The sequence below is a fragment of the Sphingobacterium paludis genome, from assembly GCF_004364125.1.
Lineage (GTDB): Bacteria > Bacteroidota > Bacteroidia > Sphingobacteriales > Sphingobacteriaceae > Sphingobacterium > Sphingobacterium paludis.
The window spans coordinates 111,990-135,286 of the sequence record NZ_SNZV01000005.1 but is presented as its reverse complement, the minus strand read 5'-3'; the positions used below and the strand labels follow the sequence as shown (position 1 = coordinate 135,286).

The window sequence follows — 23,297 nt, the reverse complement described above, 5'->3', positions numbered from 1 at the left end:
TTGATGGAATCTTTTAATGAAACACAGATGACTAAAAATCTGTAAATATGATTCATATCTCGATAGGATTTGTTCCGTCAATCATTAGCATAAAGATCTCGACCGCCTGTGTCTAAGTACTACATACTACTTACTAAGTACTACTATTAAAAATATCCCTGTTTTTTACGCTCTTCCATAGCGGCTTCAGATACTTTGTCATCCATCCGTGCGCCACGTTCGCTTACTGTTGATGCCTTGATTTCTTCAATGATATCATCCAATGCTACAGCGGTTGAATCTACTGCGGCAGTGCAGGTCATATCGCCTACTGTTCTGAACCGCACCGATTTATGCGCTACAATATCCTCATCATCTATCTGAAGGAATGGTGCAGCTGCCATCCACTGTCCGTTGCGAAAAACAACGTCCCGATCATGGCTAAAATAGATGGTGGGTAGCGCTATCTTCTCGCGTTTGATATAATTCCATACATCCAGCTCTGTCCAATTGGAGATGGGGAATATGCGTACATTTTCGCCTTTATGGATTTTACCATTGAAGATGTTCCACAGCTCCGGACGTTGACGCTTCGGATCCCACTGCCCAAACTCATCGCGAACAGAAAATATTCGTTCTTTTGCGCGTGCTTTTTCTTCATCGCGGCGGGCCCCACCGATACAGGCATCAAAACCATGTTTTTCAATCGTATCGAGTAAGGTCACTGTTTGGAGTGCATTTCTACTGGCGTTTTTTCCTTTTTGTTCAACCACCTTACCTTGATCAATGCTATCTTGAACAAGTCCGACGATGAGCTTCTCGCCTGTTTGCTCGATCAACCAGTCGCGGTAGGCTATGGTCTCGGGAAAATTATGCCCCGTATCGATATGTACCAAAGGAAACGGAAACTTCCCCGGACGAAAAGCTTTCATAGATAGGTGCACCAGCGTAATCGAATCTTTCCCTCCCGAAAACAGCAGCGCAGGATGCTCAAATTGGCCAGCTACTTCGCGTAAGATATAGATGGCTTCCGCTTCTAAATGATCTAAATAATCCATTCTCTCTCTTTGTTTCGTTGTAACTCTCTCTTTATTTCGTTGTTATATGTAAACCACATTCTTTTTTGCTGGTATCTTCCCACCACCAGCGACCGGCACGAAAGTCTTCGCCGGGTTGTACGGCGCGCGTACAGGGCTGACAGCCAATGCTGGGGAAACCCTTGTCGTGCAAGGGATTGTAGGGAACGCTATTGTTTTTCAAAAACAGCTCCACCTCAGCCAGTGTCCAGTCAAAAATCGGGTGTATCTTAATGATATTGTTCGCGGCATCCCATTCCACGGCCGACATGCCTTCACGGTTTGCCGATTGCTCGGCACGAATACCGGTAATCCAAACCTCGAACCCGTTTATTGCGCGATGAAGCGGTTCAATTTTCCGGATGTAGCAGCACTCCTTTCTGTTCGCTACCGACTCATAGAAGCTCGACGGGCCTTTTGTGCTCAGGAGGTTTTCCACGGCTTGCGTATTGGGATAGTATGCTTTTATGGGCAGTTTATATTTTTCCAAGGTCCGGTTCCATACATAATACGTCTCCGGGAATAGTCTGCCCGTTTCCAAGGTAAAGATCGAGGCCTTGCTGTCTGCCTCCGCGAGGAGATGTGTCACCACTTGATCTTCGATCCCGAAGGATGTGGAAAAGACAGCCGTGGCGCCAAATTTTTGTTCAATATACCGGATGATATCTAGCGCACCTAGGCCTTCAATATCATGCTTAATCTTTTCTATCATAAGCCTCCCTTGTAAAAAAATCCTGTGTATGTTCGTTCAATAGACGCACCTTTTCCTGAAAATCTCCCTTTAGGTTATTACGTAGGTTACTCATCAGGGTTAGCGTCTCGTCAATCTCATCAGGCAGTAGGTCATCGAAAAACTCCTTTAAACGTTTCGCAATCGTAGGCGATTTGCCGTTGGTGGAAATGCCGATTTTCAGGTCGCCCTTACGCACCACCGATCCTAGGTAGAAGTCGCATAGGCTCGGTTTATCCGCCACATTTAATAATATATTTTTCGCGCGTGCCAACTCCCGAATGTGCGCATTGAGCGTTGGGTTGTTTGTTGCTAAAATGATTAGATCTACCCCATTCACGTCTGCATCACGGAAAGCACGCTCGGAAGCCGATAGGCCGGCCGAGCCAGCAACAAGCTCCTGTACCTGTGCATCAATACGCTCGGCAACAAGGTGAACCTGAGCGCGCGGCGAATTGGCAAGAATAGCTTCTAACTTTTCTAAACCGACAGGGCCGCCACCCACAAGCAAGGTCCTGATCTGGTCAAGCTTGACATAAATGGGGAAAAGTTCGTTCATTACTGGGCTATCGCTTTGAGTTCTACCTTGAGTTGATCAAATGCCTGATGTTTCGCAACGACCTCTCCTATGACGATAATAGCCGGAACACCAATTTTGTTTTCTTGTGCTTGCTCGAGTATGTTGTTAATACGTCCCAAAACTACCTTTTCCGTAGGAAGCGAGCCGTTTTGGATCAATGCAATAGGCAGATCGCCTTTCCCTTTGCTTGTATAAAGAGCCACCACTTGCGCAAGCTTGGCGTAGCCCATCAGCAAGACTACCGTAGCGGTGCTTTCCATTGCCGTCTCCAGATCCGAGGATAGTTTTCCGTCTGATGTCGATCCGGTGATCACCCAGAAGCTTTCGCTAAGCCCGCGATATGTCAACGGTATCTGCTGCAAACCAGTTAACCCTACCGAAGAGGAAATACCGGGAACCACAGCGGTCGGGATGTCAAACTGCCGCGCATAATCCAGCTCTTCGCCCCCCCTGCCAAATACAAATGGGTCGCCCCCCTTTAGTCGGACGACATGGCCATGTGTAAGGGCATAGTCAACCAATAATTTATTGATATAGTCTTGTGATGTAGATATGCGCTCCGCGCGTTTACCAACATATATTTTTGTGCATGTAGGTTTTGCATAGTCAAGAATCTCTTCGTTAACCAGGGCGTCATACAAGATCACGTCCGCTTCACGAATCGCTTTGATTCCTTTCAGCGTAATCAAATCAGGATCCCCTGGCCCTGCTCCCACAAGCGTTATAAATGGTTTAATCTGCATTTTTCTCTCCTTCTCTCTTTAAGTAGTAACGCGCAGCTCTTCTCGTCTTGCTGCTCCTTCGTAATGAAATGCTGTAGACTGTTTGATGAACAGTTCTGCAAACTCCTGCGAAGGCTCATATTTATTGATCTGTAATACCCGCTCAGCAAATGTAGTCGAAAATTCGAAAATTCCGCCTTCTACATAGTGCTTATCGAATTCTTGGATAACAGCGGCTTGCGTGCTCGCGTTGACGCCCTTATCAAGCAACAGTGCTTTTGCCGTCCATACGAACGAGGCGTATGCATGGTAGATAGCATCAGCGTATTGCTCTTCTTCCAATGCCTTATTGGCAAGTGCAAGTTTCTCCTCTGCTTCAAGCAGTAAGGTCGCTACGAGGTCAATCACCACGCCGGCACATTCGCCCACACCAATAGCTGTTGCGAAGGTTTCTTCGTGACCCCAATCGATAAATTCATCAGGTGAAAGTGTACTGAGATCTGCCAAAGGCTTCAACAACTTGTAGAAATAATCTTTGGTCTGCCGATCGTAGTATCCGTGAAAATTTTCTTCCGCGAGCCGATTGGTTTTATAATCAGATAAAATCACATCCACCACCTGTAAAACGCGTTTTGTAGGTACTTTAATGACGCGCTCTGCGACACGGCCGACACCGTTCCCTACGGTTCCTCCGCCGAGCATCACCTGCGCTGCTGGAACGACTTTGCCCTCGGCTTTTACGGAGCTTCCGTGAAAGCCTATATGGGCAAGCCCATGTTGACCGCAAGAGTTCATACAGCCGGAGATTTTGATCTTCAGATCTTGTTCGTAAATAAAGTCTTCGTGAAACTCGTGAATATAGCGCTCCAGCACACGTGCCATCTCCGTCGAGTTGGATATACCCAAGTTACAGGTATCCGTGCCAGGGCAGGTCGTTACGTCCGATGTGCTATTATAACCCGGCTTTGCATAGCCCAGCGCCGTCAGCAGATTAAAGATGTGCGGTAATGATTCTGCACGCACATACTTGAATAGCAAGTTTTGATCTTGCGTGATGCGGATATCATCTGCGATATGGCCTTCTACCCCTGCTACGAGCGTACGCGCTTTGTCTGTCGGGATGTCTCCCGTCAATACCTTCACATATACACCGTAATATCCTTTTTGCTTCTGTTCGAATATATTGGTCGCTTTCCAAAGTTCGTAAGCTCGCGGATCGACAGGTTCTACAGGCGTAACATCACCCGTGGGAGGTTCCGGTTGCGAAATCAACGCCCGATCCACCTGAAAGCTCTTAATTTTATTTGCTGTACGTTCTTCATCAATCAGCCGTAGCACTTCTTCAAGCCCCAGCTTTTGTACAAGATATTTGAAACGCGCTTTGTTCCGGTTATTGCGCTCGCCATACCGATCAAATACACGTAGCGTGGATTCGATGTAAGGCAAAACATCGTCCTCAGGCAAGAAATCAAAAATTTCATTAGCAAGAACGGGTTGTGAACCTAAGCCACCGCCTAGCATCACTTTGAATCCTCGAACTTCTTGTCCATCCACGATTTTTACTTTTGGAATAAAACCAAAATCGTGGATATAGGAGAATGCGGTATCCTTATCACTCGACGAGAAAGACATCTTAAACTTACGGCCCATCTCTGCACAAAACGGATTTCGAAGAAAATAAGCAAATGTGCTTTGCGCATAAGGCGACACGTCAAAGGGTTCATCAGGATCGATGCCTGCTGCCGGCGATGCTGTTACGTTACGCACGGTGTTTCCACAGGCCTCGCGCAGTGTCATATCGTCTTCAGCGAGCTTCGCCCAAACCTCTGGCGTTTTATTTAAACTCACGTAATGAATTTGGATATCTTGGCGCGTCGTTAAATGTAAATTTTTGCTGGCATATTCATCAGATATGGCCGCGATCTTGAGCATTTGCTTAAAGGTTATACGCCCGAAAGGCAGCTTGATGCGCACCATCTGCACACCGCTCTGCCGTTGTCCGTAGACACCACGTGCTAACCGCAGGGAACGAAATTTTTCCTCGGGAATTTCACCCCCCTGAAATTCTCTTATTTTTTTTTCCAGTTCTATTATCTCTTGTTCTACAACTGGATTCTCTAATTCTGTACGAAAACTTTGCATACGATCTTCTCTTCTCTTTTAAGACTTTGCTAATTGACAGTAGATATTACTACGTTCTTTTCAACAAGCTCCCTACAAAGTTATAAAATATTTATCTAGTTGTCATATAATATCTATCAATTTAGTATATATTTGTAAAAATAATCAGATTTGTCAGACTAAAAATAATTTGTGCCTGTGCGTAAATATGTAATACATAGTATCCTGCTGTTATTGATAACGGTGTCTTGCGCACCGAAAGTGAAAGAGGGATACGATGAAGAGAAGGGTTTTGTGGGCACGATTTCTATATCAGGTGCGTTTGCGCTGTATCCCATCGTCGTATTATGGAGTGAGGATTTTAAAAAAGTTCACCCTAACGTACGTTTCAATATCTCGGCAGGTGGCGCAGGGAAAGGTATATCGGATGTGCTGTCCAACATGGTGGATATAGGCTTGGTCTCACGCGATCTGCATCCACAAGAATTGTCACGTGGCGCTTTTCCGGTCAATGTGGCGAAGGATGCCGTGGTCGGCACGTTTAATGCCAATCATCCGAACCATGGACTGCTCATGCAGCGCGGCTTGTCACAACAGGAACTGATTGGGGTGTTCGTGAAAAATAAATATCGGCTATGGAGCGATATTGATCCACGATTGGTGCGCGAGCCTATCGAAGTTTACGTGCGATCCGACGCTGCCGGCGCTGCGGAAACCTGGGCGAAATTTTTAGGTGAAAGACAAGAAGGCCTGAAGGGTATTGGTATTTTCGGCGACCCGGGCTTAGCACAGGCGATAAAAGACAAACCGCTTGCTTTGGGATTTAACAACATTAACTACGTTTTTGATTTGAAAACCAAGAAAACGGCATCGGGCTTAGCCGTATTACCTATTGATGTAAATGGCAATGGACAAGTCGATGCAAACGAAAATTTTTATGACAACCTCGATTCGCTTACCTCGGCCGTTGCAACGAATCGGTACCCATCGCCGCCAGCCAGAGACTTAACCTTCGTTATCCATAAGGATAAGAAGACTAAGCTTCTTGCGGAATTTATCCGCTTTGTGCTGGATAAGCAGCAACAGGGATACCTGCTAGACAATGGCTATGTGCCCTTAAACGACGAACTTAAGCAAATTGAACTCAATAAATTGTAGCCTGTGAACTGGAGATTGATTAAAGATAAATTGGCTCAGCGGAGTTTTGCGCTGCTATTGATTTTGTCCATCGTGGTCATCTTGTTGATTTTGGTGGGACTCGTTACCAAATCGGTGCCGCTGCTAAAAGCGGAGCATCTTTTTAACATTTTGTCGGGCAGTGTATGGTCACCGATGAAAGGCGATTTTGGTTTCTTACCGTTTATTATGGGCACCGTCTGGGTCACGATGGTATCGTTAGTCATTGCTGTACCCCTTTGTGTATTAGCGTCTGTTTACCTTGTGGAATATGCCAGCGAGACACTTCGGCGCCTGGTATTGCCCTTAATGAATGTGCTGGCCGCGATTCCGCCTGTGCTTTACGGGGTATGGGGCGTGCTTTTCGTCGTTCCGATACTGAGCGAATATATAGCACCTGTATTTGGAGTGGATACCACCGGCTATACGGTGTTTGCTGGTGGCATTGTGCTGGCGGTCATGATTTTCCCTATTATGATCAGCATTATGGTCGAAGTGTTACAAACCATTCCGCAAGAGCTGAAGGCGGCGTCTTTGTCATTGGGCGCTACGAAATGGGAAACGATTACCAAAGTGATTTTGATAAAGGCAAAGCCGGGTATTATTGCAGCTATAGTGCTGGGCGTCTCACGTGCTTTTGGCGAAACGATAGCCGTACTGATGGTCTGCGGAAACATTCCGCAGCTTCCGAAGTCGCTCTTCGATGCGGGTTATCCGCTGCCAGCCCTTATCGCGAACAACTTTGGGGAAATGATGTCCATACCACTGTATGATTCGGCATTGATGTTTGCAGCATTATTACTATTCGTTCTGATTTTAGGATTTAATTTAATCTCACGCATCATTTTAAACAGATTGGAGGAGAAAGCACAATGAGTAATGTGAAGAAGAGACTGTTCAAGGAAAAACTGGCGAAAGCGGCTATGCAGTTATCAGGCATGCTGATTACAGGGTGCTTGTTTTTTATTGTCGGCACCATTTTATACAAAGGTCTGCCCTACCTTTCCTGGGAGATGATCTCGCAAACGCCGCAAGGGGGCTTCTATATTGGTAAGGATGGTGGTATATTCAATGCAATTTTGGGTTCGCTTTATCTCGCCACCGTTTCCACGGCATTGGCAACCTTAATCGGAATTCCTATTTCCATTTACGTGCATATGTATGTGAAAAGTGGCTCCTTTTTGGAGCGCGCTTGCAAATTATTATTTGATGTTTTATTCGGCATTCCGTCCATTGTCTATGGCGCCATTGCGTTCAGTATTATGGTGTGGATAGGAATTCGCGCCTCTCTTCTGGGCGGGATTATCACCATCACACTGCTAACGATACCCATTGTCGTGCGGACCATAGATGAGCTATTAAAAACCATTCCAATCGATTTAAAGCACGTCACCTTTTCCCTAGGCAGTACCCGTTGGGAAACGGCAAAAATGTTTTTACGTTATATCAAACCGGGCATCTTCACCGCCGTGCTTCTTGCCTTCGGCCGGGCTATTGGCGATGTTGCGGGCGTTTTGCTTACAACCGGCTTTAGTGACAACTTGCCTAAATATATTGATGAGCCGGCGGCAACGCTCCCGCTAGCTATCTTTTTTCAGTTGAGTAGCCCGATTCCTGAAGTGCAGGGTCGAGCCTACGCATCAGCATTAGTTTTAACTTTTATCATTTTAACCATCGTTATATGCACGCATCTACTAGCATCCAAACAGCAGAAGCACAAGATCTAATCGCTTTGTCGCCGCCACATATACAGATCAAGGATTTGAATGTCACCATCGAGGGTAAGCGTATCCTGAAAGACATCAACCTTTCGGTTCCCAACAACTCGATTACATCGATCATTGGGCCATCCGGTTGCGGCAAAACCACCCTTTTGAAGACGTTGAACCGTTTGGTAGACGATACAAAAGGTGTAGAAGTTAGTGGTTCTGTACTGGTAAATGGCGAAGATATCTACGCAAAGGATGCCGAAGTAACACATATCCGGAAGAAAATGGGCCTATTGTCACAGAAGCCTTTTCCCCTTCCGATGTCTATTTTTGATAATGTCGCATACGGTCCGCGCATCCATGGCGAGCGCGATAAGAAAGTGCTTAAGCAGATAGTGGAAACCCAACTCCGTAACGTAGGCCTGTGGGAAGAGGTGAAAGATCGTCTTGATGCTTCAGCCACGCGCCTTTCTATTGGTCAGCAGCAGCGGCTTTGTTTGGCTCGTGGACTGGCTGTAAAGCCAGAGATCATCCTCGGCGATGAGTCTACTTCGGCACTAGACCCGCTTTCTACACAAACGATCGAAAACCTGCTCATCGAACTGAAGAAAGATTACACTATTGTTTTGGTGACACATATTCTTAGACAGGCGCGTCGCGTTTCCGATTACATCCTGTTTGTTTACAATGGAGAAGCTGTAGAATTTGGCCGGACAGAAGACATCTTGCTCAATCCACAACATGAAATTACGCGCCAATATGTAAAAGGCTTTATTAGCTAGGCGCTACCCCTGCATTGCCCAGCGCTTTCGCTATTCTCCGGTTGCTATAGGCTTTTCATTTCGAGACCATTCGCTCCATGAACCTACATAAAGGCTCGGTAAGGAATAGCCTGCGTGCGCTAATGCCAACAAGCTGTGGCAGGCCGTGACGCCCGATCCGCAATGTACTAGCACGTTTTCTACCTTTTTACCGTGCAGATAGTCGTCATAAACGCGTTTTAGCGCCTCGGGGGTCTTGAAAAAACCATCTTTATCCAAATTATTATGGAATGGAATATTCACCGCGCTCGGTATGTGGCCGGCTATCCCATCCAAAGGTTCGGTTATTCCCTGATAGCGTGCTGCCTCGCGCACATCGATAATAAGCGATTCTGGCTCACTCGTTAGCCGGTCGACTTCCTGAAGCTGACGCGTCGGCAAGAGCCAACTATCAAATTGAAAATTGGAAGGATCAGGATGCGGCTTTTTACCTGCCTCTATTGGATAGCCTGCAGCCTCTGCCGCCTGGTATCCCCCATCTAAAACTTGCACGTTGGCTATCCCAGCAGCTTTCGCCATCCACCAAAAACGTGCTGCCGCGTTAGCTCCATTCAATCGGTCATACACCACAACATGACTGCTGGCATCTATTCCGAGTTTGCTGAGCGTTTTCGAAAAATGCGTAGTAGAAGGAAGCGGATGTCGTCCGCCATGTTTCGGATCTTCCAACGCGGATAAGTCTTCGTTAAGATCAACAAATCTTGCCCCGAGTAAATGGCTTATGAGATAGTTTGTTTTCGCATCTATGCCCGATGTAGCGTCGACTAAAACGAACGATGGATTAACGTCTATTGCTTGAAGTTTACTTACGCTGATAATAGGTTCCATAGTAATTTTGGTATAAAGTCTAGTGAAATGACGACGCCTTTCTGGTATCTTTCATAAAGAGATAAACCAGTAGCGATACAAATATACATCCAGTGACGTAGTAAAAGAACAGCTGCTCCTGATCGATATGTTTAAACCATAGCGCTACATACTCACAGGTGCCACCGAAAATGGCTACAGTAAGCGAATAAGGCAATCCCACACCTAATGCACGTATATTCGTCGGAAAAAGCTCCGCCTTGACCACAGCATTAATTGCGGTATAGCCACTCACGATGATCAAGGCTGCCATCAGAATGAAGAAGGCCAGCCAGCTGTCTGTAGCACTGTCCAGCTGGCCAAGCTTAGTCAGCATGGGTACGGTAAACAGCGTGCCGAATACACCAAAACCGATAAGCAATGGCTTTCTGCCTATCCTATCAGAAAGTAGCCCAAACAAAGGCTGCAACACGGCAAACAGCAACAGGGAGGTAAAGGTGATAACGGTAGACTGCTCTTTAGAAAAGCCCACGCTGTTTATCAGGTATTTTTGCATGTAGGTGGAATAGGTGTAAAAGGCTACCGTTCCACCTAAGGTGAGACCAAACACGGTGATCAAGGCCTTTGGATGCTTTAACAATTCAGCTATAGATCCACTCCGCTTTTTAACGCTTTGCTTGGCGGTATCCGCGCTGGACTGAAAAGCTTTTGTTTCAGCCATATGGCTGCGTAGGTATAAGGCTACCAACGATAGTGCAGCACCAATGAAAAACGGAAGCCGCCATCCCCACTCGCTCATCTGCGCTTCACTGAGCAGGAGCTTCTGCATAATCAACTGAATTCCCAAAGCAATCAATTGTCCACCAATAAGCGTCACGTATTGAAAGCTCGAGTAAAAACCTCGTTTATCCGAGGTCGCCATCTCACTAAGATACGTTGCGGAGGTGCCATACTCCCCGCCAACGCTTAGGCCTTGTAGCAAACGAGCAAGCAATAGCAAAATTGGAGCAACCAGACCTATGGACTGATACGAGGGGGTTAGCGCGATCAACAGCGAACCAAAAGACATCAGTAATACCGAAAGAGTCATAGAAAATTTTCGACCCGCTCTATCCGCCAGGCTACCGAAAAGCCATCCACCTATAGGGCGCATCAAAAAACCGACGGCGAATATGCCGGCCGTATTTAACAACTGTGCAGTCGGATTGCTGTCCGGGAAAAAAATCGGTGCGAAATAGATGGAAAATGCGGAGTATGCATACCAGTCATACCATTCTACCAAATTGCCTATCGAACCACTTACGATAGCTCGGAGCCTCGTCGTGGTGGATTCCTCGTGTACGTGTTGTATATTTTCCATGTGCTGCTGTGGATAAATATACAGTAAAAAATATGTTCTCGCGATGAAAAGCGGCAGCATTCGACAGATGGTCGTTAATCATAAAACAAAAAAAAGAGGACTATTGCTAGTCCTCTCGCTATATCGAATAAACCGAAATTAACCGTTGTCTTGGTTTAATGACTGTTTGTAGATTGCTTTTTTAACTTGGGTACGACGAGTAACTGATCTCTTTTCGTATGCTTGACGTGAACGTAGTTCGCGCAATACGCCAGTTTTTTCAAATTTCTTCTTGAAACGTTTTAACGCTCTATCTAGAGATTCTCCTTCTTTTACATTTACGATAATCATGTGCTGTATATACCTCCTTTCGTGCCCTTTTAGTTTTTTGTGACTGCAAAGATAAGGATATTATTGACAAATCAAAGTGTAGAATTGAAATTATCTGCTCGCGTGAATAGAAGGTGACAAGCACCACAACCACGCCTAATTTTCTCGTCCAACATTTTCGTCGAGTCGTTTTTGTTTAGATTGACTGCCGCTGATTTTGATAAACCGCTACGATAGCAAACGCTGTCAACGCATGACTACAATATTTTTTTTACCTAAAAAATTCCTGCATCAATAAAACTACTGTACCTCAGCATGCTAAAGCCTCGGATACTCGTCGGCAACAACAAATGGAACCAATTGATCGTTGGCGAACGAACGGATGTCCGTCGCAGCAGCTCATTTTTTTCTACCTTTAGCCGAAAATAATACATTGCTCATGAAGTTACGCCGGCACAATTTACGTTTTAAAATTATTCTCACGGTTTTTTCATTGTTGTTCTGCTTAGGTCATCCGCTATTGGCGCAAAAGAAAGTGGCGTTTAAAAGTAAAGATAATATATCCCTCTACTTTTCCAATCAGAAAGTATCCAAAAACTGGGTAACGATAGCGATCCATAGTGGCCCGCAAGGTAGCATCTATTCGCTTAATGGAGCTGGAATGGATAAACCGGTATCATTCGATATTGCCGAGGCCTACTTGCTTGACGACTCCTATTACGCCATTCCGCTTGACATTCAAGACACCGCTTTCTTCTTTTTCTTTTCGATCAAGTATGGCCGAGGTCTACTGATCAGTGATATCAAAAAGGGCGTGCCGATCAAGGTAGAGTTACGGGAAGCCTTTAAGCAAACTTTCGAAGGCGAGGTAAAGATCGAAAGCATGATCCCTCTGCTGCGTTTGCTCCTCTAGAACACCCATAGGTAAATAGACTATGGCTATTCCAGTAGGGTCTCAGTCGGCGTTTGTATGGCGTCATCTTCTTCTTCGAGCACGACGGCTTGGCCGTCAAAAGGATGTGTGGATACAAGTGTTAATACGCCGGTCAATATGACGCTGTCTTCTATCGCTATTTCTTTGTAAATGGTGTTTTCAGTATCGACAAGCTCGTATGTCGCTATACGTCCAGTCTGTTCGATTGGTGTGGCATATACATATAGCTCTTCGAGCAGGTCAAAATCTTCTTTTCGAAATTTATAGGCGCTCATAATTGAATTTTTTTTTAAAAGTTGTGTGTGCTGTAATTCCTTATACGGCCGTCGGTAAAGTACGCTGTCCATACATATAGCGAGTAATGATCTTCTTCAGCCGTTCTTTGTAGTCTGCTGTCAACCATTTGCTATACGCTCGTGTCACGTTACCCAGGCACTTCACGTAATCCTTGACACGCAAATCAATCTCTTTGTCCAAAAGATCGGTCAGCGCAATAGCTTCCGTTATCGTTTGTGCATTTTCGGTGCACATCTTCGCGTGCTGCCTGATTGAATCCCGAATCACATTTTTGACCTTCTCTCCTTTCTCCAACGTCTCTTTATATGCGGAGAATATATCGAAGGTTACTTCCAAACTTGCCGGGAACTGCGCTCGAAGTTCTGGGGATATCTGTCGGATATCCGAGACAGACTCTTTTATCTGCCCCACATAACGCTCGGGATGCGTAAAGACTTCCTGCCAATCGATAGCTTTATCCCATGCGCCAAAGCGCTCTGTGTTATTCCCCAAATCAATGATTTGAAACGTCTTTTTATTAGGTAATCGTCTTGCTCCACGACCTATCATTTGATGGTAAAGCGTGATAGACGTAGTCGCTCTATTCAAAATTACGGTTTGGATAGTTGGTTCGTCAAACCCAACGGTCAATATGGACACTGACGTAAGGATGGCACCTTTCGTCTTTTTAAACCAGCGAAGGATTTCAGCACGTTCGCCCGCTGCAGTTTTATTATCCAAATGCTTAATCGCATAACCCGCTGTTTGAAAACGCTCAGCAATCTTTTTTGAGGTAATGATTCCGCTATTGAATATCACTGTCTTCTTCTTTTGCGCGTGTGCCCGATAGGTTTCCAATAACAGATTGATCATCGCGTCAGAACCATACAATGCATCAGACGTACCGATCGTGAAGTCGCCGGTATTGCCTGTGCGCAAGGTGTTCAATTCGACGTCGTATTCCCGCACAACCGGTCTGGCCAAGAAGCCCTCATCGATTAATTTGGAAATAGATTGTCCAATCACTATTTCGGTATAAAAATTACGCAACGGTAGATTGACATCGGAAGATAAGGGAGTTGCCGTTACACCGATTATTGCGGCATTTTCAAATCGGGAAAGTAACTTCCGGAAGGAATTGTGATGCGCTTCATCGACAATGACCAGACCAATATCGCTTGTGTCAAAAAGGCCATCCCGGATACGTCGCTTTAATGTTTCTACCATGGCTACGTAACAGCTAATTGTCTCTTTACGTGCAATGCGTTTTACAGAACTATCGATCACCTTATTGTCCACGGTGCTAAACCGAAGTGCTTTGCTGGTTTGCTTACAGAGCTCAGCGCGATGCGTCAGGATAAGCACCTTCTTGTCGTATGCCGTAATATACTTGTGCGCAATAGCAGAAAATATGACCGTTTTGCCACCGCCGGTTGGCAGTTGGTATAACATGCGGCAATCACGGCCTTCACAGCCCGTCATTTTTTCAAATAACAAATCTATATCGTGTTGTTGGTAGTAATAGGGCTTTTGTTTTTGCATATGCTGTGGCTGATTAAATTACTACGGGAACTATCCACCGAGCAGTATAGTTCTATCGGATAGCGAATTTTTATGAAGGCTGCCCTCTATTCCTTTCCATCAAAACCAAAAGCCCATGGCAATCGTTCACGTTGTACATTTGCAGCTTAAACAATATGATAAAAATTGGCTATCACGCATCGCACGAACAATTTTCACCAAAGTTTTTAGTAACATGTGCACAACGTGCTGAAAAGAATGGGTTTGATCTTATTACATCATCTGATCATTTTCATCCTTGGACCGAGAAAGACGCGCATAGCGGATTTGCTTGGAGCTGGTTAGGTGCAGCTATGCAGGTCGTACAGCTCGAATTTGGGATCGTCACATCTCCTGCTCCGCGCTACCATCCGGCTATCATAGCACAGGCGGTGGCGACGTTGAATCAAATGTTTGATAATAGATTATGGATTGCCGCAGGTAGCGGACAAGCTATGAATGAAAGCATCACTGCTGATGTTTGGCCAGACAAAGATACACGAAACAAGCGGCTGGCAGAAAGTGTGTCGATTATGCGTAAGCTTTGGAGCGGCGACGAAGTCAATGCTGATGGATCCATCAAGTTGGCTAATGCAAAGCTTTACACGCTGCCTACAGCATTGCCACAGGTGATTGGAGCGGCACTATCCGATCGGACAGCATCTTGGATGGCTACATGGGCCGAAGGACTGATTACCATAAACCATGCAGAGGATACATTAAAAAAAATAGTCAGTGCCTTCCGCGCAAAAAATAAGACGGGAGTCCTAGCGATAAAAATCCAAACATCGTTTGCCGAAAATATCTCCATTGCTGAAAAACTTGCTTGGGAAAGTTGGCGCAATAATGTGTTGGGAACCAGTATCCAAGCAGAGTTATCTCAGCCAAAGTTTTTTGACGAAGCTGGCCAGTTCGTCCGCGTGGATGACATGAAAGAGCATGTGTTATTAGGCACGGCTGCCGATACGTATATCCAAGCAATACATAAGTACCGGGAGATGGGTTTTAGCAAAATTATTTTTCATAATGTCAATAAAAACCAGGACTCTTTTATAGATATGATGGGCCGAGAGGTTCTTCCTTACGTCCGTTAATTTGACAGCCGCTTAAGGCGGTTAGTTAGGATGAGAAATAATGACATATAGTGTATGCGATTGTCTTTTTCACTATTCGTAGAATGATCTTAAAGCTTGCCGTCTAACCAGTGTATACTATTAAGTAGCAACTTTGCATTTTGCCGGGCTCCAGTATGGTTCATGCCTCGTTTCTCACTTTTTATTCCCTGTAGCTGTGCAGAGAAGGGGGCGCCATCAGCAAAAACCACTATTTTACCGCGCCCGAATTTCAAATACGCACCGTTTACTACGCCGACACCGGAAACATAGGGTATCGTATCGGCTATTAGTCGTTTGATTTGCGAAACATCATGTGGAAAGTAAATGTTGTAATCCTCTCCCAATGTGGAGATGATATGGGCATGGGATGGAGCTATAAAACCGGTTCCGCCCCAGCACATGATACTGTCTACATTGTTGCCCACGGCGTTCGTGATTTCATTGTCAAGAAGTGTCTTGCGCCGTTTAGCAAATACTTCGGGCTGACCATCCTTCCGTAGCGCAAAACCATTCAGAACGTTTATGCCAAAACTCTTTCCTAATTCATGCACAGAAGCACCGCAAGGCATATGATCCGTTACGAGAAATAGGCTTCCGCCATTGGCCACCCAGCTGGAAAGTGCAAGGATCTCATCCATCGAAAATGCAGATCGTCCGGGTAGATTCCAGTCTTCGGTAGCATACATCGCGTTTACCGTGACATAGATCTTCGTCGTTTTTAGCAGCTCAGGTGTAATCTTATCCAACGTAGGCAGAATGGAATAACCGTCGCTGGCCAGCAGTTTCGCGAACGCAGCGTAGGTTCCCCGCAGGGTTGACGCATTGTTATGTGCCTCGTCAAAAAGAATAAGCGCCCCCCTGCCTATTTCATAGACGGGGGCAGCAATTGGATAATCGAAATTCCTGTCTGCAACTTGCTGCGCTCTCCCAATTGATAGCCAAGCAAAGAGCGCAACCAAAATAACAAGCCGACACATTATCGTACAGACACTCATCGGCGCTATTTTTGTTTTATCCAGACGTCATCTTCGAAACAGGTGACCTGCAAAACCTCCCCGCCCTGTGATAAAAATGACATTGGAAAGGTGCCATCTTCATTCAGAAAAAAGGTCTCTGATCGAGGCGTGAAGCTAATTTCTTTATTATCCCATACCTGTTTTAGCGTTAAGCCATTCGTTGTTGATGTCATATCAATTTTTAAACCATCGTTGTTTTTTAAACTATACGTGCCTTCAAACCTTTTGAGTTGTGTGGCCGACAGCTGTTTGACCACGGTCGGATTAAAATGTACTTTTTCCGCTGTGATCCTTCCTAAAATTTTAGCATAAGCAAATTCCCCAGCGCCGTCGCGCAGAAACTCTACCTTGTGCCCTTCCTCCCTGGTTTCAAAATTTGCTTCGCCTTTCTTGATAAGCTGATATGCTTTATTGTCCCACAGTTGTGTAGCCACCAGCGAACCGTCACGGATGTCAAAGTAAATAAAGGCAATTTTGTTTGGCAGCTGGTAATACCCGGAAAACTTTTCCAGCGGTTCGGTCTCGTGTTTGGGAATGGCTACTGACGTAGCGATACCACTTGATAAATGTGTTTGTGCGTGGCATGGCCAAGACAAAAGTGTGCCAGCTAATAACATGCTCCCGAAGGCAGGCCCTCTTTTCGAAGCGATAGCGGAATGAAATGCGTTCATCGTTTTCATACTGTATAATTTATAGTTTACTAGGTGCTAGCAATACGCGGATCTCGGTTGTATTCGGACCGGTAGGTGCCGGATCCCCGATATCGCTTATCGTTGCATTGATGATGCAATAATAGTACGTCGTAGCTTCGCAGAGGTTCGCGTGGATACAGAAGGATTGAATGGCGGTTAAATTCGGTTTGATTTTGCTTTAATGTATTCCTTTGGGGTAAGATTTGTCGCTTTTTTAAACGTCGTGTAGAATGTAGTCTTCGAATTGAAGCCAGCCCGGATGGCCACGCCGGTCATATCTAAATGCTTAGTTTCGGCAGAGAGTAAGAGGACCTTGGCTTCCTCGGCACGTAGTTCGTTTATAAATTGGTAGAAATTTTTTTTCAGCCCATTATTCAGTACGTAAGACAGTTCATGGACACGGATACCTATTTTCGCGGAAAGCATGACAAGTGTTAAACCAGGATCGAGATAAAGCTTTTCATCAACGGTTCTTTGTTGAACCACCCGTTTAAGCTCTTCGACTTGATCAAAGGTCAACCGTTCGTGTACTATTTTCCCTGCAGGCACTTGGTCTTTTTCACCTGCATATTCTTTTTTCTCCGTCGTGTAGATGGATTTTTGGGTAAGGGTTGCATAGGCCAAATAGATTACGCCTATAAAATAGAGTATCGGTGAATATCGAGAAATTTGAGCAACGTAGCTACTCGCTATGCGGATCGAAATCAGTATCAATACGGAAATCAGAAGATACTTTATCCAACTTAAATCTATTTTCTCTGTAAACGATGCTAACTCCTTTATATTTTTTTGATGTTGATAAAATAGTTTAAAACAGAAAATCCAGTAATAAACCATTTGAGCAAAAAACAAATACCGCGCAATAAAGCCCAACCACGTAGGTAGGGCCAGTGACGTATCGTTCTTGTTTAACAAATGGGGAATGATTTGGGTTAAAGAAAAGGCAAGAAAAAATAAGAACGGTATGAAATGTAGTAGTTCATATTTGTTACGCGCCGAGGGGGACGTGTAGCGACGCACGGCGAAATAAAAGCAGGGAAGCATTGCCCATCTGGGCAATTCGAGCAGATGGATGGTGAAACTACCTACAGTTTCAAATCCTTCAAAGAAAAGTTGCGTAAAAGTGCCACCTAGGATATAGAAGAATATTCCGAGACAACGATTCGCAGAGGTATTACCTGTATTAACACCTGCACAAAGCATGGTACCTAAAACCCACAGCCCGCCGGCGGAGAATGCATGAAAAACGGTTATGAGTTGGGTATCAGACATGGAATGTGGAGACTACGGGCATAAATTTAATGTATTGACGGGAATAATCGCTATACTTTATTATAGCGTGTTGATTCATGCGGTATCCCGGCCATCGCTTGTTGCATCTAAAATAGGGCTGAAACGTGCTATTTTGTTCGTATGTATCCAAACGCACAACATCCGCCCTATGCAATTCCTCCTAGAATATGAAGAGCAAACCTGCTGGAGCCATAATAAGATTTATCCGTAAATACGGAAACCTAAAGATTAATACGTATTGCTTTCAGAGGCATGAACCATTTTAGTCGAGCAGCATTCAGTAGCAAAGACGAACGTGATGAAAAGAATTATTCCTACGAAAGCACATGCGGTGATGGACTATGGGAGCGCCATCATATTATTGATTGGTCCTTGGATTTTGTTATTTAATGATAACGCCGAAGCAAAATATGCATTCGTTTTTGCCGGAGCCTTTATTTTGCTTCAATCCTTGTTCACGAATTACGAAGGAGGTTTGCTCAAAGTACTTCCGGTGAAATTTCACTTATTTATGGATGTTGTGTTAGGCCTTGCCCTACTTTCTTCTCCTTGGGTATTTGGATTTGCAGAACAAACGTGGTTATGGCATGTGTTGATGGGTGGAATGAGTGTGTTTTCAGGGTTATTTACCAGTACCAAGATACCCGAGTTCTTATCCATGAAGGGTATGTAAATGTTGCCCATGATTAGCCTTTAAAAAACACGTACCGAAGGTATATTTATTCAAACTTATTTGCATAAAAATGGTTATTAATTAAAATACCTCGCTATGTTCACATCATCCGAAATCCACATCATCAATATTTTGCGAAACGGGGTTAGCTATCGCAGCATACTAACGAGTTCGCCTTATACCGATACTGATTTAAAAATTGCGATAGCGCAGCTCTTGCAAAAGGGCATTATCCAAAAGGCGAAAGCACATTTGGCAAATTGGCCTATCGAAAATCATATCCTGACGGATTATGGTGATATGTACCCCCTGTAGCTTTGGTATACGCCCCTACTTAACCAAATAATACGATAGCAATGACGAGTGTAATTAGCACATTAAACGTCTGCGCAATAATAAATGCGTACAATGGTTTTTTGCTCCCATGACCAAATAGATCCTTGATATTAGTTTCCAAACCAATTGATGTAAAGGCGAGCGCAAACCAAAGGCCTTGTATACTTTTTAAACTATCTTTTACCTGAGCATATGTATCTTCCGATACGGCGAAAGAGAACAACAATGATGCAAACACAAACCCAAGTACAAATTTTGGGAAGCGTTTCCAGATAATGGATAATGTTGGTTTTTCTACGTGCTCGGCTTTCTTAGCGCTATTGTACGTCCAATAGATGCTAATAGCAAATGCTGCAATGCCTAGCAACACGTTTTGAGAAAATTTCACAATGGTGCTTATTTTCAAAGCCTCCTCGCCTACCAAGGAACCCGAAGCGACGACCGCTCCTGTAGTGTCAATACTGCCGCCTAGCCAAGCTCCCGTGACCGCCTGTGACAAGCCGAGCCAATCAGCGATATAGGGCATAAAAATCATCATTGGAATGGCGGTGATCAGCACAAGGGATATGACATAGGAAAGCTTTTTACTATCCCCTTCTATAGCACCCGATGTCGCAATAGCTGCGGACACTCCGCAAATAGATACCGCGCTCGACAACATCAAGGACATTTCTTTATCCACCTTTAACTTCTTGCACAGCCAGAAAGCAAAATACCAAACGGAAAGTACAACAAGCAAGGCTTGAATTAAACCCAAAGCACCAGCTTCTAAAATATCACCAAAAATTACGGAAGTACCCAGCAAGATTAGACCTATCTTTACATAAAACTCAGCGTTTAAAACAGCCTTGAACCAATCCGGTAATTTAAATAGATTACTGATCAGCAAACCAATGGCTAGGCTAAAGATGACCGCTTCCAAATTAAATTCCTTGACAACACTATTCCCCGCAAGAAACAAAGCAAAAAGCGAAAGGGTAAAGACAATAGGCACCACAATCAATGTTGCGCGTACACTTTTACCAAGCAGCAATGCTCCAATAACAGCCGTAAGAAGCACCAATAGAAATTGGAATCCTATAGCTTGTACGTTAGCTGCATGGATAACTGTGGACTGAAATTCGTCAACGTTACTCCAGTTGAAATTAGGTTTTGGCACAATGAGGCCTAGTAAACTTAAGAAGATGGTACCTAGCCCTAAAAGGACAACGACCCAGTCTTCTGGAAGGGTTATTTTTTGTGTAGACATGTTTTTAATGGTGTGTCGTATGTACAATGTGTATGTTATCTTGATTGCATTTCGGTATCGATCGCTATGGCTTTATTTCGAAATGGTCGTACAAGGCTGTCTTCGCTGCATGAAAACCGCACATGCCATGCACGCCACCTCCCGGAGGCGTTGACGAGGAACAGATGTATATGTTGTTCTTGGATGTGCGGTAGGGCGTTAAGCTAAGCGTCGGCCGGGTGTACAACTGCGCCAAATTCATTAAGCCGCCATTGATATCGCCGCCGATGTAATTTGGGTTATACACCTGAAGCTCTCTCGTATTGAATGTATGTGTAGCCAAGATGGTATCCTTAAAGCCTGGCGCAAATCGCTCGACTTGGCTTTCGATAGCCGCGGTCATATCTTGCGTTGATCCATGCGGTACATGGCAATATGCCCATCCCACGTGTTTGCCTTCCGGCGATCGACTGTGGTCGAACAGACTGGGCTGACTGAAGAGCACAAACGGCTGTTGAACATGCCGTCCTTTACTGCTCCGCCACTCGTTTTCGGCAATCTCTGCAAATGTATTGCCTAAATGCACCGTTCCGGCTTGTCGTGTATGCCCATTTTTAAATGGCGTTGGTTCCGCTAAGGCCCAATCCACCTTAAACACGCCCATGCCATACGTAAAGCGTTCCAGTTGTCTTCTATAGCTATTCGACCATTCTACTCCATTTAACGCTAGCAATTGCTTGGGTGTGAGATCCAGAATCAACACGTCATGCTTGGGCAATGCACGAACATCCTCCAACCAAAAGCCTGTTTGCACATCACCACCTAATGTGTTGTAGTAACTGAGCAATGCTTTGGCGATGGACTGCGACCCGCCTTTGGGTACGGGCCATCCATACCGGTGGCCTACGGCCGACAAGACGATGCCTATGGCGGCCGTAGTAAAGTTACTCAGCGGCTGTATACCGTGCGCCGCCATACCGCCCCACAATGCCTTTCCCTGTGCCGTAGAAAAACGTTTTGCGATCCACGATGCCGGTTGTAAAGCGTTTAGTCCAAATGAAGCTAGACCTAGCGGATCTTTAGGAAAACGTAATGGCCCCATGGTGGCATCGGCCAAGCTTTCCCAGTTGTCGACGACAGGCCGTATCAGTCGGCGGTAAGCACCGGCGTCTTTACCAAGGTGTTCTTGCGTTTTGGACCATTCTTGATACAGCAGGCCTGCACTTCCATCATCCAGCGGATGGGCGGCGGCTATTTCCGGAAAAAGCAATTCCAAACCATGGTCTTTTAAGGGCAAGGTGCGAAAAAAAGGAGAGGCCATAGCCATGGGATGAATGGCTGAACAAACGTCATGGCGATAGCCGGGCAAAGTTAGTTCCTTCGTGCGCAAGCCACCACCGATGTCTTCGGCGCCCTCGAGGAGCAGCGTTGACTTCCCGGCGCGTTGAAGCGTAATGGCCGCAGCCAAACCGTTAGGACCTGCCCCTACTACGATTGCATCATACTGTTTTTCTATTCCCATCAAAAATGTATCAATTTATGTCTTCTACCTTGGCCAAGTATGCGCTGCCATTTTTGTCAATATCCCAGCCCACTATCGGATTAAAATGGTAACCGCCCTTAGACTCCCGCGCTTCGACCAGCTCGTTGTATGTCGGCTGCACATATCCGGTTTCGTCGATGACCTTGCTTAATATCCGGGTCGGTTTGCCATCCCAATTCCACATAAACCGGAATGCGGTATGTGCTTTTTCCAAGACAGGTCCCTGGATATGTGCTTCATTCCAATGTACACCATTATCTGTACTCACCAATACCTGCTTCACCTTTCCGCGGCCGCTCCAGGCAATTCCGCGAATCTCCTGCCAGCCCTTCTCAATTGTTTTCGGATAAGCTGGATAGGTAATTATGGATCGCGCATCCATTACTAAACTAAACATTCTAATCTTACCATCTTTAATTTTTTCGGTATATTTTGATGTTTCCTCACGCGTCATGACAGGCTTATCGGTTAATTCAATGCGTCGTAACCATTTGATCTGCGTATTGCCTTCAAAGCCAGGAATCACTAAACGCATTGGATAGCCCTGTTGCGGGCGAATAGCTTCGCCGTTTTGTCCGTACGCAATAATAGCTTCGGGAAGGGCTTCTTCGAGCGGAACACTGCGGGCCATCAACGCGCCATCCGCGCCTTCGGCCAGAAACCATTTGGCCGAGGATTTCACACCCAAATCTTTCAATATGGTAGATAGTAGCACCCCCGTCCATTCACTTTGACTGGTCAAACCGCAAACTTCTTGCGGTGTCATCTCCCGTTTGCCATAGCGAAAATTTCCAGAGCATTCAATAAAGCAAATACGCGACACGGAGGGGTAGCGCTTGAGATCGGCTAAGGTCAACCGTATGGGCTTAGCCAACAAACCGTGAATCAGGAGTTCATGCTGCTCAGGATCGATTTCAGGTATTCCCGCATGATGCCGTTCGAAATGCAAATCTGCTGGCGTAATGGTGCCGTACAAATCTTGCAGCGGCGTCCGTGCCGAAGTTGTCGAAATCAGCTTTTTGGGCTTTTCGAAAGGCGATCGGTAACCCACTTCTGCCGTAGCCCGCCCCTGAACCTTACTGGGATCGACTACGATCTGCGAGGGTACATCAGGCTCGATGATCTGCTCGTGAGATTGTATATAAAAATAACCAGCAAAACCCATGCTTGCGAGCAAAATGATTCCTGCCACGATCTGTAAGCTACGTTTTGTTCGCGTTTGTATCCTTTCTTTCATTCGT

25 protein-coding genes are annotated in these 23,297 nt (G+C 45.4%); 9 read left to right on the top strand and 16 right to left on the bottom strand.

Going from position 1 to position 23,297, the window contains the following annotated elements; translation table 11 throughout:
• Positions 1–146 precede the first annotated feature (146 nt).
• The 5 genes from cysD to B0I21_RS10855 are packed head-to-tail and all read right to left on the bottom strand — an operon-like array spanning position 147 to position 5,229.
• Positions 147–1,037: a sulfate adenylyltransferase subunit CysD gene (gene cysD / locus B0I21_RS10875; RefSeq protein WP_133640506.1), complete on the bottom strand. Its 891-nt coding sequence runs from the start codon at positions 1,035–1,037 to the stop codon at positions 147–149.
• A gap of 31 nt (positions 1,038–1,068) precedes the next feature.
• Entirely contained in the window at positions 1,069–1,767 is a 699-nt protein-coding gene (locus B0I21_RS10870; RefSeq protein WP_133640505.1) for a phosphoadenylyl-sulfate reductase, read from the bottom strand.
• Positions 1,751–2,344, bottom strand: coding sequence for a precorrin-2 dehydrogenase/sirohydrochlorin ferrochelatase family protein (locus B0I21_RS10865; RefSeq protein ID WP_133640504.1), 594 nt, complete (start codon positions 2,342–2,344; stop codon positions 1,751–1,753). Before B0I21_RS10865 ends, B0I21_RS10870 begins: the two co-directional genes overlap by 17 nt.
• Positions 2,344–3,108, bottom strand: a complete 765-nt coding sequence (cobA, locus tag B0I21_RS10860; protein ID WP_133640503.1) for a uroporphyrinogen-III C-methyltransferase — start codon at positions 3,106–3,108, stop codon at positions 2,344–2,346. Before cobA ends, B0I21_RS10865 begins: the two co-directional genes overlap by 1 nt.
• A gap of 18 nt (positions 3,109–3,126) precedes the next feature.
• Positions 3,127–5,229 (bottom strand): HEPN domain-containing protein, encoded by a 2,103-nt coding sequence (locus tag B0I21_RS10855; protein WP_133640502.1) that lies wholly within the window; start codon positions 5,227–5,229, stop codon positions 3,127–3,129.
• A gap of 177 nt (positions 5,230–5,406) precedes the next feature.
• Here B0I21_RS10855 and B0I21_RS10850 point away from each other — a divergent pair, with 177 nt between their 5' ends.
• From B0I21_RS10850 to B0I21_RS10835, 4 genes are read left to right on the top strand one after another with little or no spacing between them, the layout of a single operon-like run.
• Positions 5,407–6,366: a PstS family phosphate ABC transporter substrate-binding protein gene (locus B0I21_RS10850; RefSeq protein ID WP_243836043.1), complete on the top strand. Its 960-nt coding sequence runs from the start codon at positions 5,407–5,409 to the stop codon at positions 6,364–6,366.
• A gap of 3 nt (positions 6,367–6,369) precedes the next feature.
• Positions 6,370–7,260, top strand: a complete 891-nt coding sequence (pstC, locus tag B0I21_RS10845; protein WP_133640500.1) for a phosphate ABC transporter permease subunit PstC — start codon at positions 6,370–6,372, stop codon at positions 7,258–7,260.
• Positions 7,257–8,111, top strand: a complete 855-nt coding sequence (locus B0I21_RS10840; protein ID WP_133640499.1) for a PstA family ABC transporter permease — start codon at positions 7,257–7,259, stop codon at positions 8,109–8,111. Before pstC ends, B0I21_RS10840 begins: the two co-directional genes overlap by 4 nt.
• Entirely contained in the window at positions 8,066–8,875 is an 810-nt protein-coding gene (locus tag B0I21_RS10835) for a phosphate ABC transporter ATP-binding protein (protein ID WP_133640498.1), read from the top strand. The genes B0I21_RS10840 and B0I21_RS10835 overlap by 46 nt, the downstream gene beginning before the upstream one ends.
• Positions 8,876–8,905: 30 nt before the next feature.
• On the opposite strand, the gene B0I21_RS10830 is transcribed toward B0I21_RS10835, so the two are convergent.
• The 3 genes from B0I21_RS10830 to rpsU all read right to left on the bottom strand — a co-directional run bounded on the left by B0I21_RS10830 (position 8,906) and on the right by rpsU (position 11,411).
• Positions 8,906–9,742: a sulfurtransferase gene (locus B0I21_RS10830; protein WP_133640497.1), complete on the bottom strand. Its 837-nt coding sequence runs from the start codon at positions 9,740–9,742 to the stop codon at positions 8,906–8,908.
• A gap of 19 nt (positions 9,743–9,761) precedes the next feature.
• The gene (locus tag B0I21_RS10825) at positions 9,762–11,081 is read right to left on the bottom strand and encodes an MFS transporter (protein ID WP_133640496.1); all 1,320 of its coding nucleotides are present in this window, start codon (positions 11,079–11,081) and stop codon (positions 9,762–9,764) included.
• Between the two features lie 138 nt (positions 11,082–11,219).
• The gene (gene rpsU, locus B0I21_RS10820) at positions 11,220–11,411 is read right to left on the bottom strand and encodes a 30S ribosomal protein S21 (RefSeq protein ID WP_037502579.1); all 192 of its coding nucleotides are present in this window, start codon (positions 11,409–11,411) and stop codon (positions 11,220–11,222) included.
• Between the two features lie 418 nt (positions 11,412–11,829).
• On the opposite strand from rpsU, the gene B0I21_RS10815 reads away from it, so the two are divergent.
• Positions 11,830–12,303, top strand: a complete 474-nt coding sequence (locus tag B0I21_RS10815; RefSeq protein ID WP_133640495.1) for a hypothetical protein — start codon at positions 11,830–11,832, stop codon at positions 12,301–12,303.
• Positions 12,304–12,329: 26 nt separating this feature from the next.
• On the opposite strand, the gene B0I21_RS10810 is transcribed toward B0I21_RS10815, so the two are convergent.
• Entirely contained in the window at positions 12,330–12,599 is a 270-nt protein-coding gene (locus B0I21_RS10810; RefSeq protein WP_133640494.1) for a hypothetical protein, read from the bottom strand.
• Positions 12,600–12,639: 40 nt separating this feature from the next.
• On the bottom strand, positions 12,640–14,142 hold the full coding sequence (locus B0I21_RS10805; protein WP_133640493.1) for a DEAD/DEAH box helicase: 1,503 nt from the start codon (positions 14,140–14,142) through the stop codon (positions 12,640–12,642).
• Between the two features lie 155 nt (positions 14,143–14,297).
• Here B0I21_RS10805 and B0I21_RS10800 point away from each other — a divergent pair, with 155 nt between their 5' ends.
• Positions 14,298–15,254, top strand: a complete 957-nt coding sequence (locus B0I21_RS10800; RefSeq protein WP_133640492.1) for a TIGR03885 family FMN-dependent LLM class oxidoreductase — start codon at positions 14,298–14,300, stop codon at positions 15,252–15,254.
• An 89-nt stretch (positions 15,255–15,343) separates the two neighbouring features.
• On the opposite strand, the gene B0I21_RS10795 is transcribed toward B0I21_RS10800, so the two are convergent.
• The 3 genes from B0I21_RS10795 to B0I21_RS10785 all read right to left on the bottom strand — a co-directional run bounded on the left by B0I21_RS10795 (position 15,344) and on the right by B0I21_RS10785 (position 18,255).
• A complete protein-coding gene (locus tag B0I21_RS10795; protein WP_133640491.1) occupies positions 15,344–16,270 on the bottom strand; it encodes a hypothetical protein in 927 nt (308 codons plus the stop codon).
• A 5-nt stretch (positions 16,271–16,275) separates the two neighbouring features.
• Complete coding sequence (locus B0I21_RS10790) at positions 16,276–16,971, bottom strand: hypothetical protein (RefSeq protein ID WP_133640490.1); 696 nt, start codon at positions 16,969–16,971, stop codon at positions 16,276–16,278.
• A gap of 168 nt (positions 16,972–17,139) precedes the next feature.
• Complete coding sequence (locus B0I21_RS10785) at positions 17,140–18,255, bottom strand: helix-turn-helix domain-containing protein (RefSeq protein WP_133640489.1); 1,116 nt, start codon at positions 18,253–18,255, stop codon at positions 17,140–17,142.
• Between B0I21_RS10785 and B0I21_RS10780 the strand changes: the two genes are divergently transcribed.
• From B0I21_RS10780 to B0I21_RS10770, 3 genes are all read left to right on the top strand, one after another.
• Complete coding sequence (locus tag B0I21_RS10780) at positions 18,236–18,487, top strand: hypothetical protein (RefSeq protein WP_133640488.1); 252 nt, start codon at positions 18,236–18,238, stop codon at positions 18,485–18,487. The two genes, B0I21_RS10785 and B0I21_RS10780, sit on opposite strands and share 20 nt — an antisense overlap.
• A gap of 87 nt (positions 18,488–18,574) precedes the next feature.
• Complete coding sequence (locus B0I21_RS10775; protein ID WP_133640487.1) at positions 18,575–18,949, top strand: SPW repeat domain-containing protein; 375 nt, start codon at positions 18,575–18,577, stop codon at positions 18,947–18,949.
• Positions 18,950–19,045: 96 nt separating this feature from the next.
• Complete coding sequence (locus tag B0I21_RS10770) at positions 19,046–19,264, top strand: hypothetical protein (RefSeq protein WP_133640486.1); 219 nt, start codon at positions 19,046–19,048, stop codon at positions 19,262–19,264.
• Between the two features lie 19 nt (positions 19,265–19,283).
• Here B0I21_RS10770 and B0I21_RS10765 read toward each other — a convergent pair whose 3' ends face one another.
• From B0I21_RS10765 to soxC, 3 genes are all read right to left on the bottom strand, one after another.
• Entirely contained in the window at positions 19,284–20,534 is a 1,251-nt protein-coding gene (locus tag B0I21_RS10765; RefSeq protein ID WP_133640485.1) for a YeiH family protein, read from the bottom strand.
• Positions 20,535–20,598: 64 nt separating this feature from the next.
• Positions 20,599–22,035 (bottom strand): phytoene desaturase family protein, encoded by a 1,437-nt coding sequence (locus B0I21_RS10760; protein WP_133640484.1) that lies wholly within the window; start codon positions 22,033–22,035, stop codon positions 20,599–20,601.
• 10 nt (positions 22,036–22,045) lie between these two features.
• Positions 22,046–23,293, bottom strand: coding sequence for a sulfite dehydrogenase (gene soxC, locus B0I21_RS10755; RefSeq protein WP_133640483.1), 1,248 nt, complete (start codon positions 23,291–23,293; stop codon positions 22,046–22,048).
• Positions 23,294–23,297: the final 4 nt, after the last annotated feature.

What these genes read in the sequence shown, in the direction of transcription:
- B0I21_RS10865 (WP_133640504.1), bottom strand. Translation starts at nt 2,344, where the DNA reads ATGAACGAACTTTTCCCCATTTATGTCAAGCTTGACCAGATCAGGACC.
- cysD (WP_133640506.1), bottom strand. Translation starts at nt 1,037, where the DNA reads ATGGATTATTTAGATCATTTAGAAGCGGAAGCCATCTATATCTTACGC.
- B0I21_RS10825 (WP_133640496.1), bottom strand. Translation starts at nt 11,081, where the DNA reads ATGGAAAATATACAACACGTACACGAGGAATCCACCACGACGAGGCTC.
- soxC (WP_133640483.1), bottom strand. Translation starts at nt 23,293, where the DNA reads ATGAAAGAAAGGATACAAACGCGAACAAAACGTAGCTTACAGATCGTG.
- B0I21_RS10795 (WP_133640491.1), bottom strand. Translation starts at nt 16,270, where the DNA reads ATGAGTGTCTGTACGATAATGTGTCGGCTTGTTATTTTGGTTGCGCTC.
- B0I21_RS10830 (WP_133640497.1), bottom strand. Translation starts at nt 9,742, where the DNA reads ATGGAACCTATTATCAGCGTAAGTAAACTTCAAGCAATAGACGTTAAT.
- B0I21_RS10810 (WP_133640494.1), bottom strand. Translation starts at nt 12,599, where the DNA reads ATGAGCGCCTATAAATTTCGAAAAGAAGATTTTGACCTGCTCGAAGAG.
- B0I21_RS10780 (WP_133640488.1), top strand. Translation starts at nt 18,236, where the DNA reads ATGAGTTGGGTATCAGACATGGAATGTGGAGACTACGGGCATAAATTT.
- cobA (WP_133640503.1), bottom strand. Translation starts at nt 3,108, where the DNA reads ATGCAGATTAAACCATTTATAACGCTTGTGGGAGCAGGGCCAGGGGAT.
- B0I21_RS10805 (WP_133640493.1), bottom strand. Translation starts at nt 14,142, where the DNA reads ATGCAAAAACAAAAGCCCTATTACTACCAACAACACGATATAGATTTG.
- B0I21_RS10790 (WP_133640490.1), bottom strand. Translation starts at nt 16,971, where the DNA reads ATGAAAACGATGAACGCATTTCATTCCGCTATCGCTTCGAAAAGAGGG.
- B0I21_RS10775 (WP_133640487.1), top strand. Translation starts at nt 18,575, where the DNA reads ATGAAAAGAATTATTCCTACGAAAGCACATGCGGTGATGGACTATGGG.
- B0I21_RS10870 (WP_133640505.1), bottom strand. Translation starts at nt 1,767, where the DNA reads ATGATAGAAAAGATTAAGCATGATATTGAAGGCCTAGGTGCGCTAGAT.
- B0I21_RS10855 (WP_133640502.1), bottom strand. Translation starts at nt 5,229, where the DNA reads ATGCAAAGTTTTCGTACAGAATTAGAGAATCCAGTTGTAGAACAAGAG.
- B0I21_RS10765 (WP_133640485.1), bottom strand. Translation starts at nt 20,534, where the DNA reads ATGTCTACACAAAAAATAACCCTTCCAGAAGACTGGGTCGTTGTCCTT.
- B0I21_RS10760 (WP_133640484.1), bottom strand. Translation starts at nt 22,035, where the DNA reads ATGGGAATAGAAAAACAGTATGATGCAATCGTAGTAGGGGCAGGTCCT.
- B0I21_RS10785 (WP_133640489.1), bottom strand. Translation starts at nt 18,255, where the DNA reads ATGTCTGATACCCAACTCATAACCGTTTTTCATGCATTCTCCGCCGGC.
- B0I21_RS10800 (WP_133640492.1), top strand. Translation starts at nt 14,298, where the DNA reads ATGATAAAAATTGGCTATCACGCATCGCACGAACAATTTTCACCAAAG.
- B0I21_RS10840 (WP_133640499.1), top strand. Translation starts at nt 7,257, where the DNA reads ATGAGTAATGTGAAGAAGAGACTGTTCAAGGAAAAACTGGCGAAAGCG.
- B0I21_RS10835 (WP_133640498.1), top strand. Translation starts at nt 8,066, where the DNA reads ATGCACGCATCTACTAGCATCCAAACAGCAGAAGCACAAGATCTAATC.
- rpsU (WP_037502579.1), bottom strand. Translation starts at nt 11,411, where the DNA reads ATGATTATCGTAAATGTAAAAGAAGGAGAATCTCTAGATAGAGCGTTA.
- B0I21_RS10815 (WP_133640495.1), top strand. Translation starts at nt 11,830, where the DNA reads ATGAAGTTACGCCGGCACAATTTACGTTTTAAAATTATTCTCACGGTT.
- B0I21_RS10770 (WP_133640486.1), top strand. Translation starts at nt 19,046, where the DNA reads ATGTTCACATCATCCGAAATCCACATCATCAATATTTTGCGAAACGGG.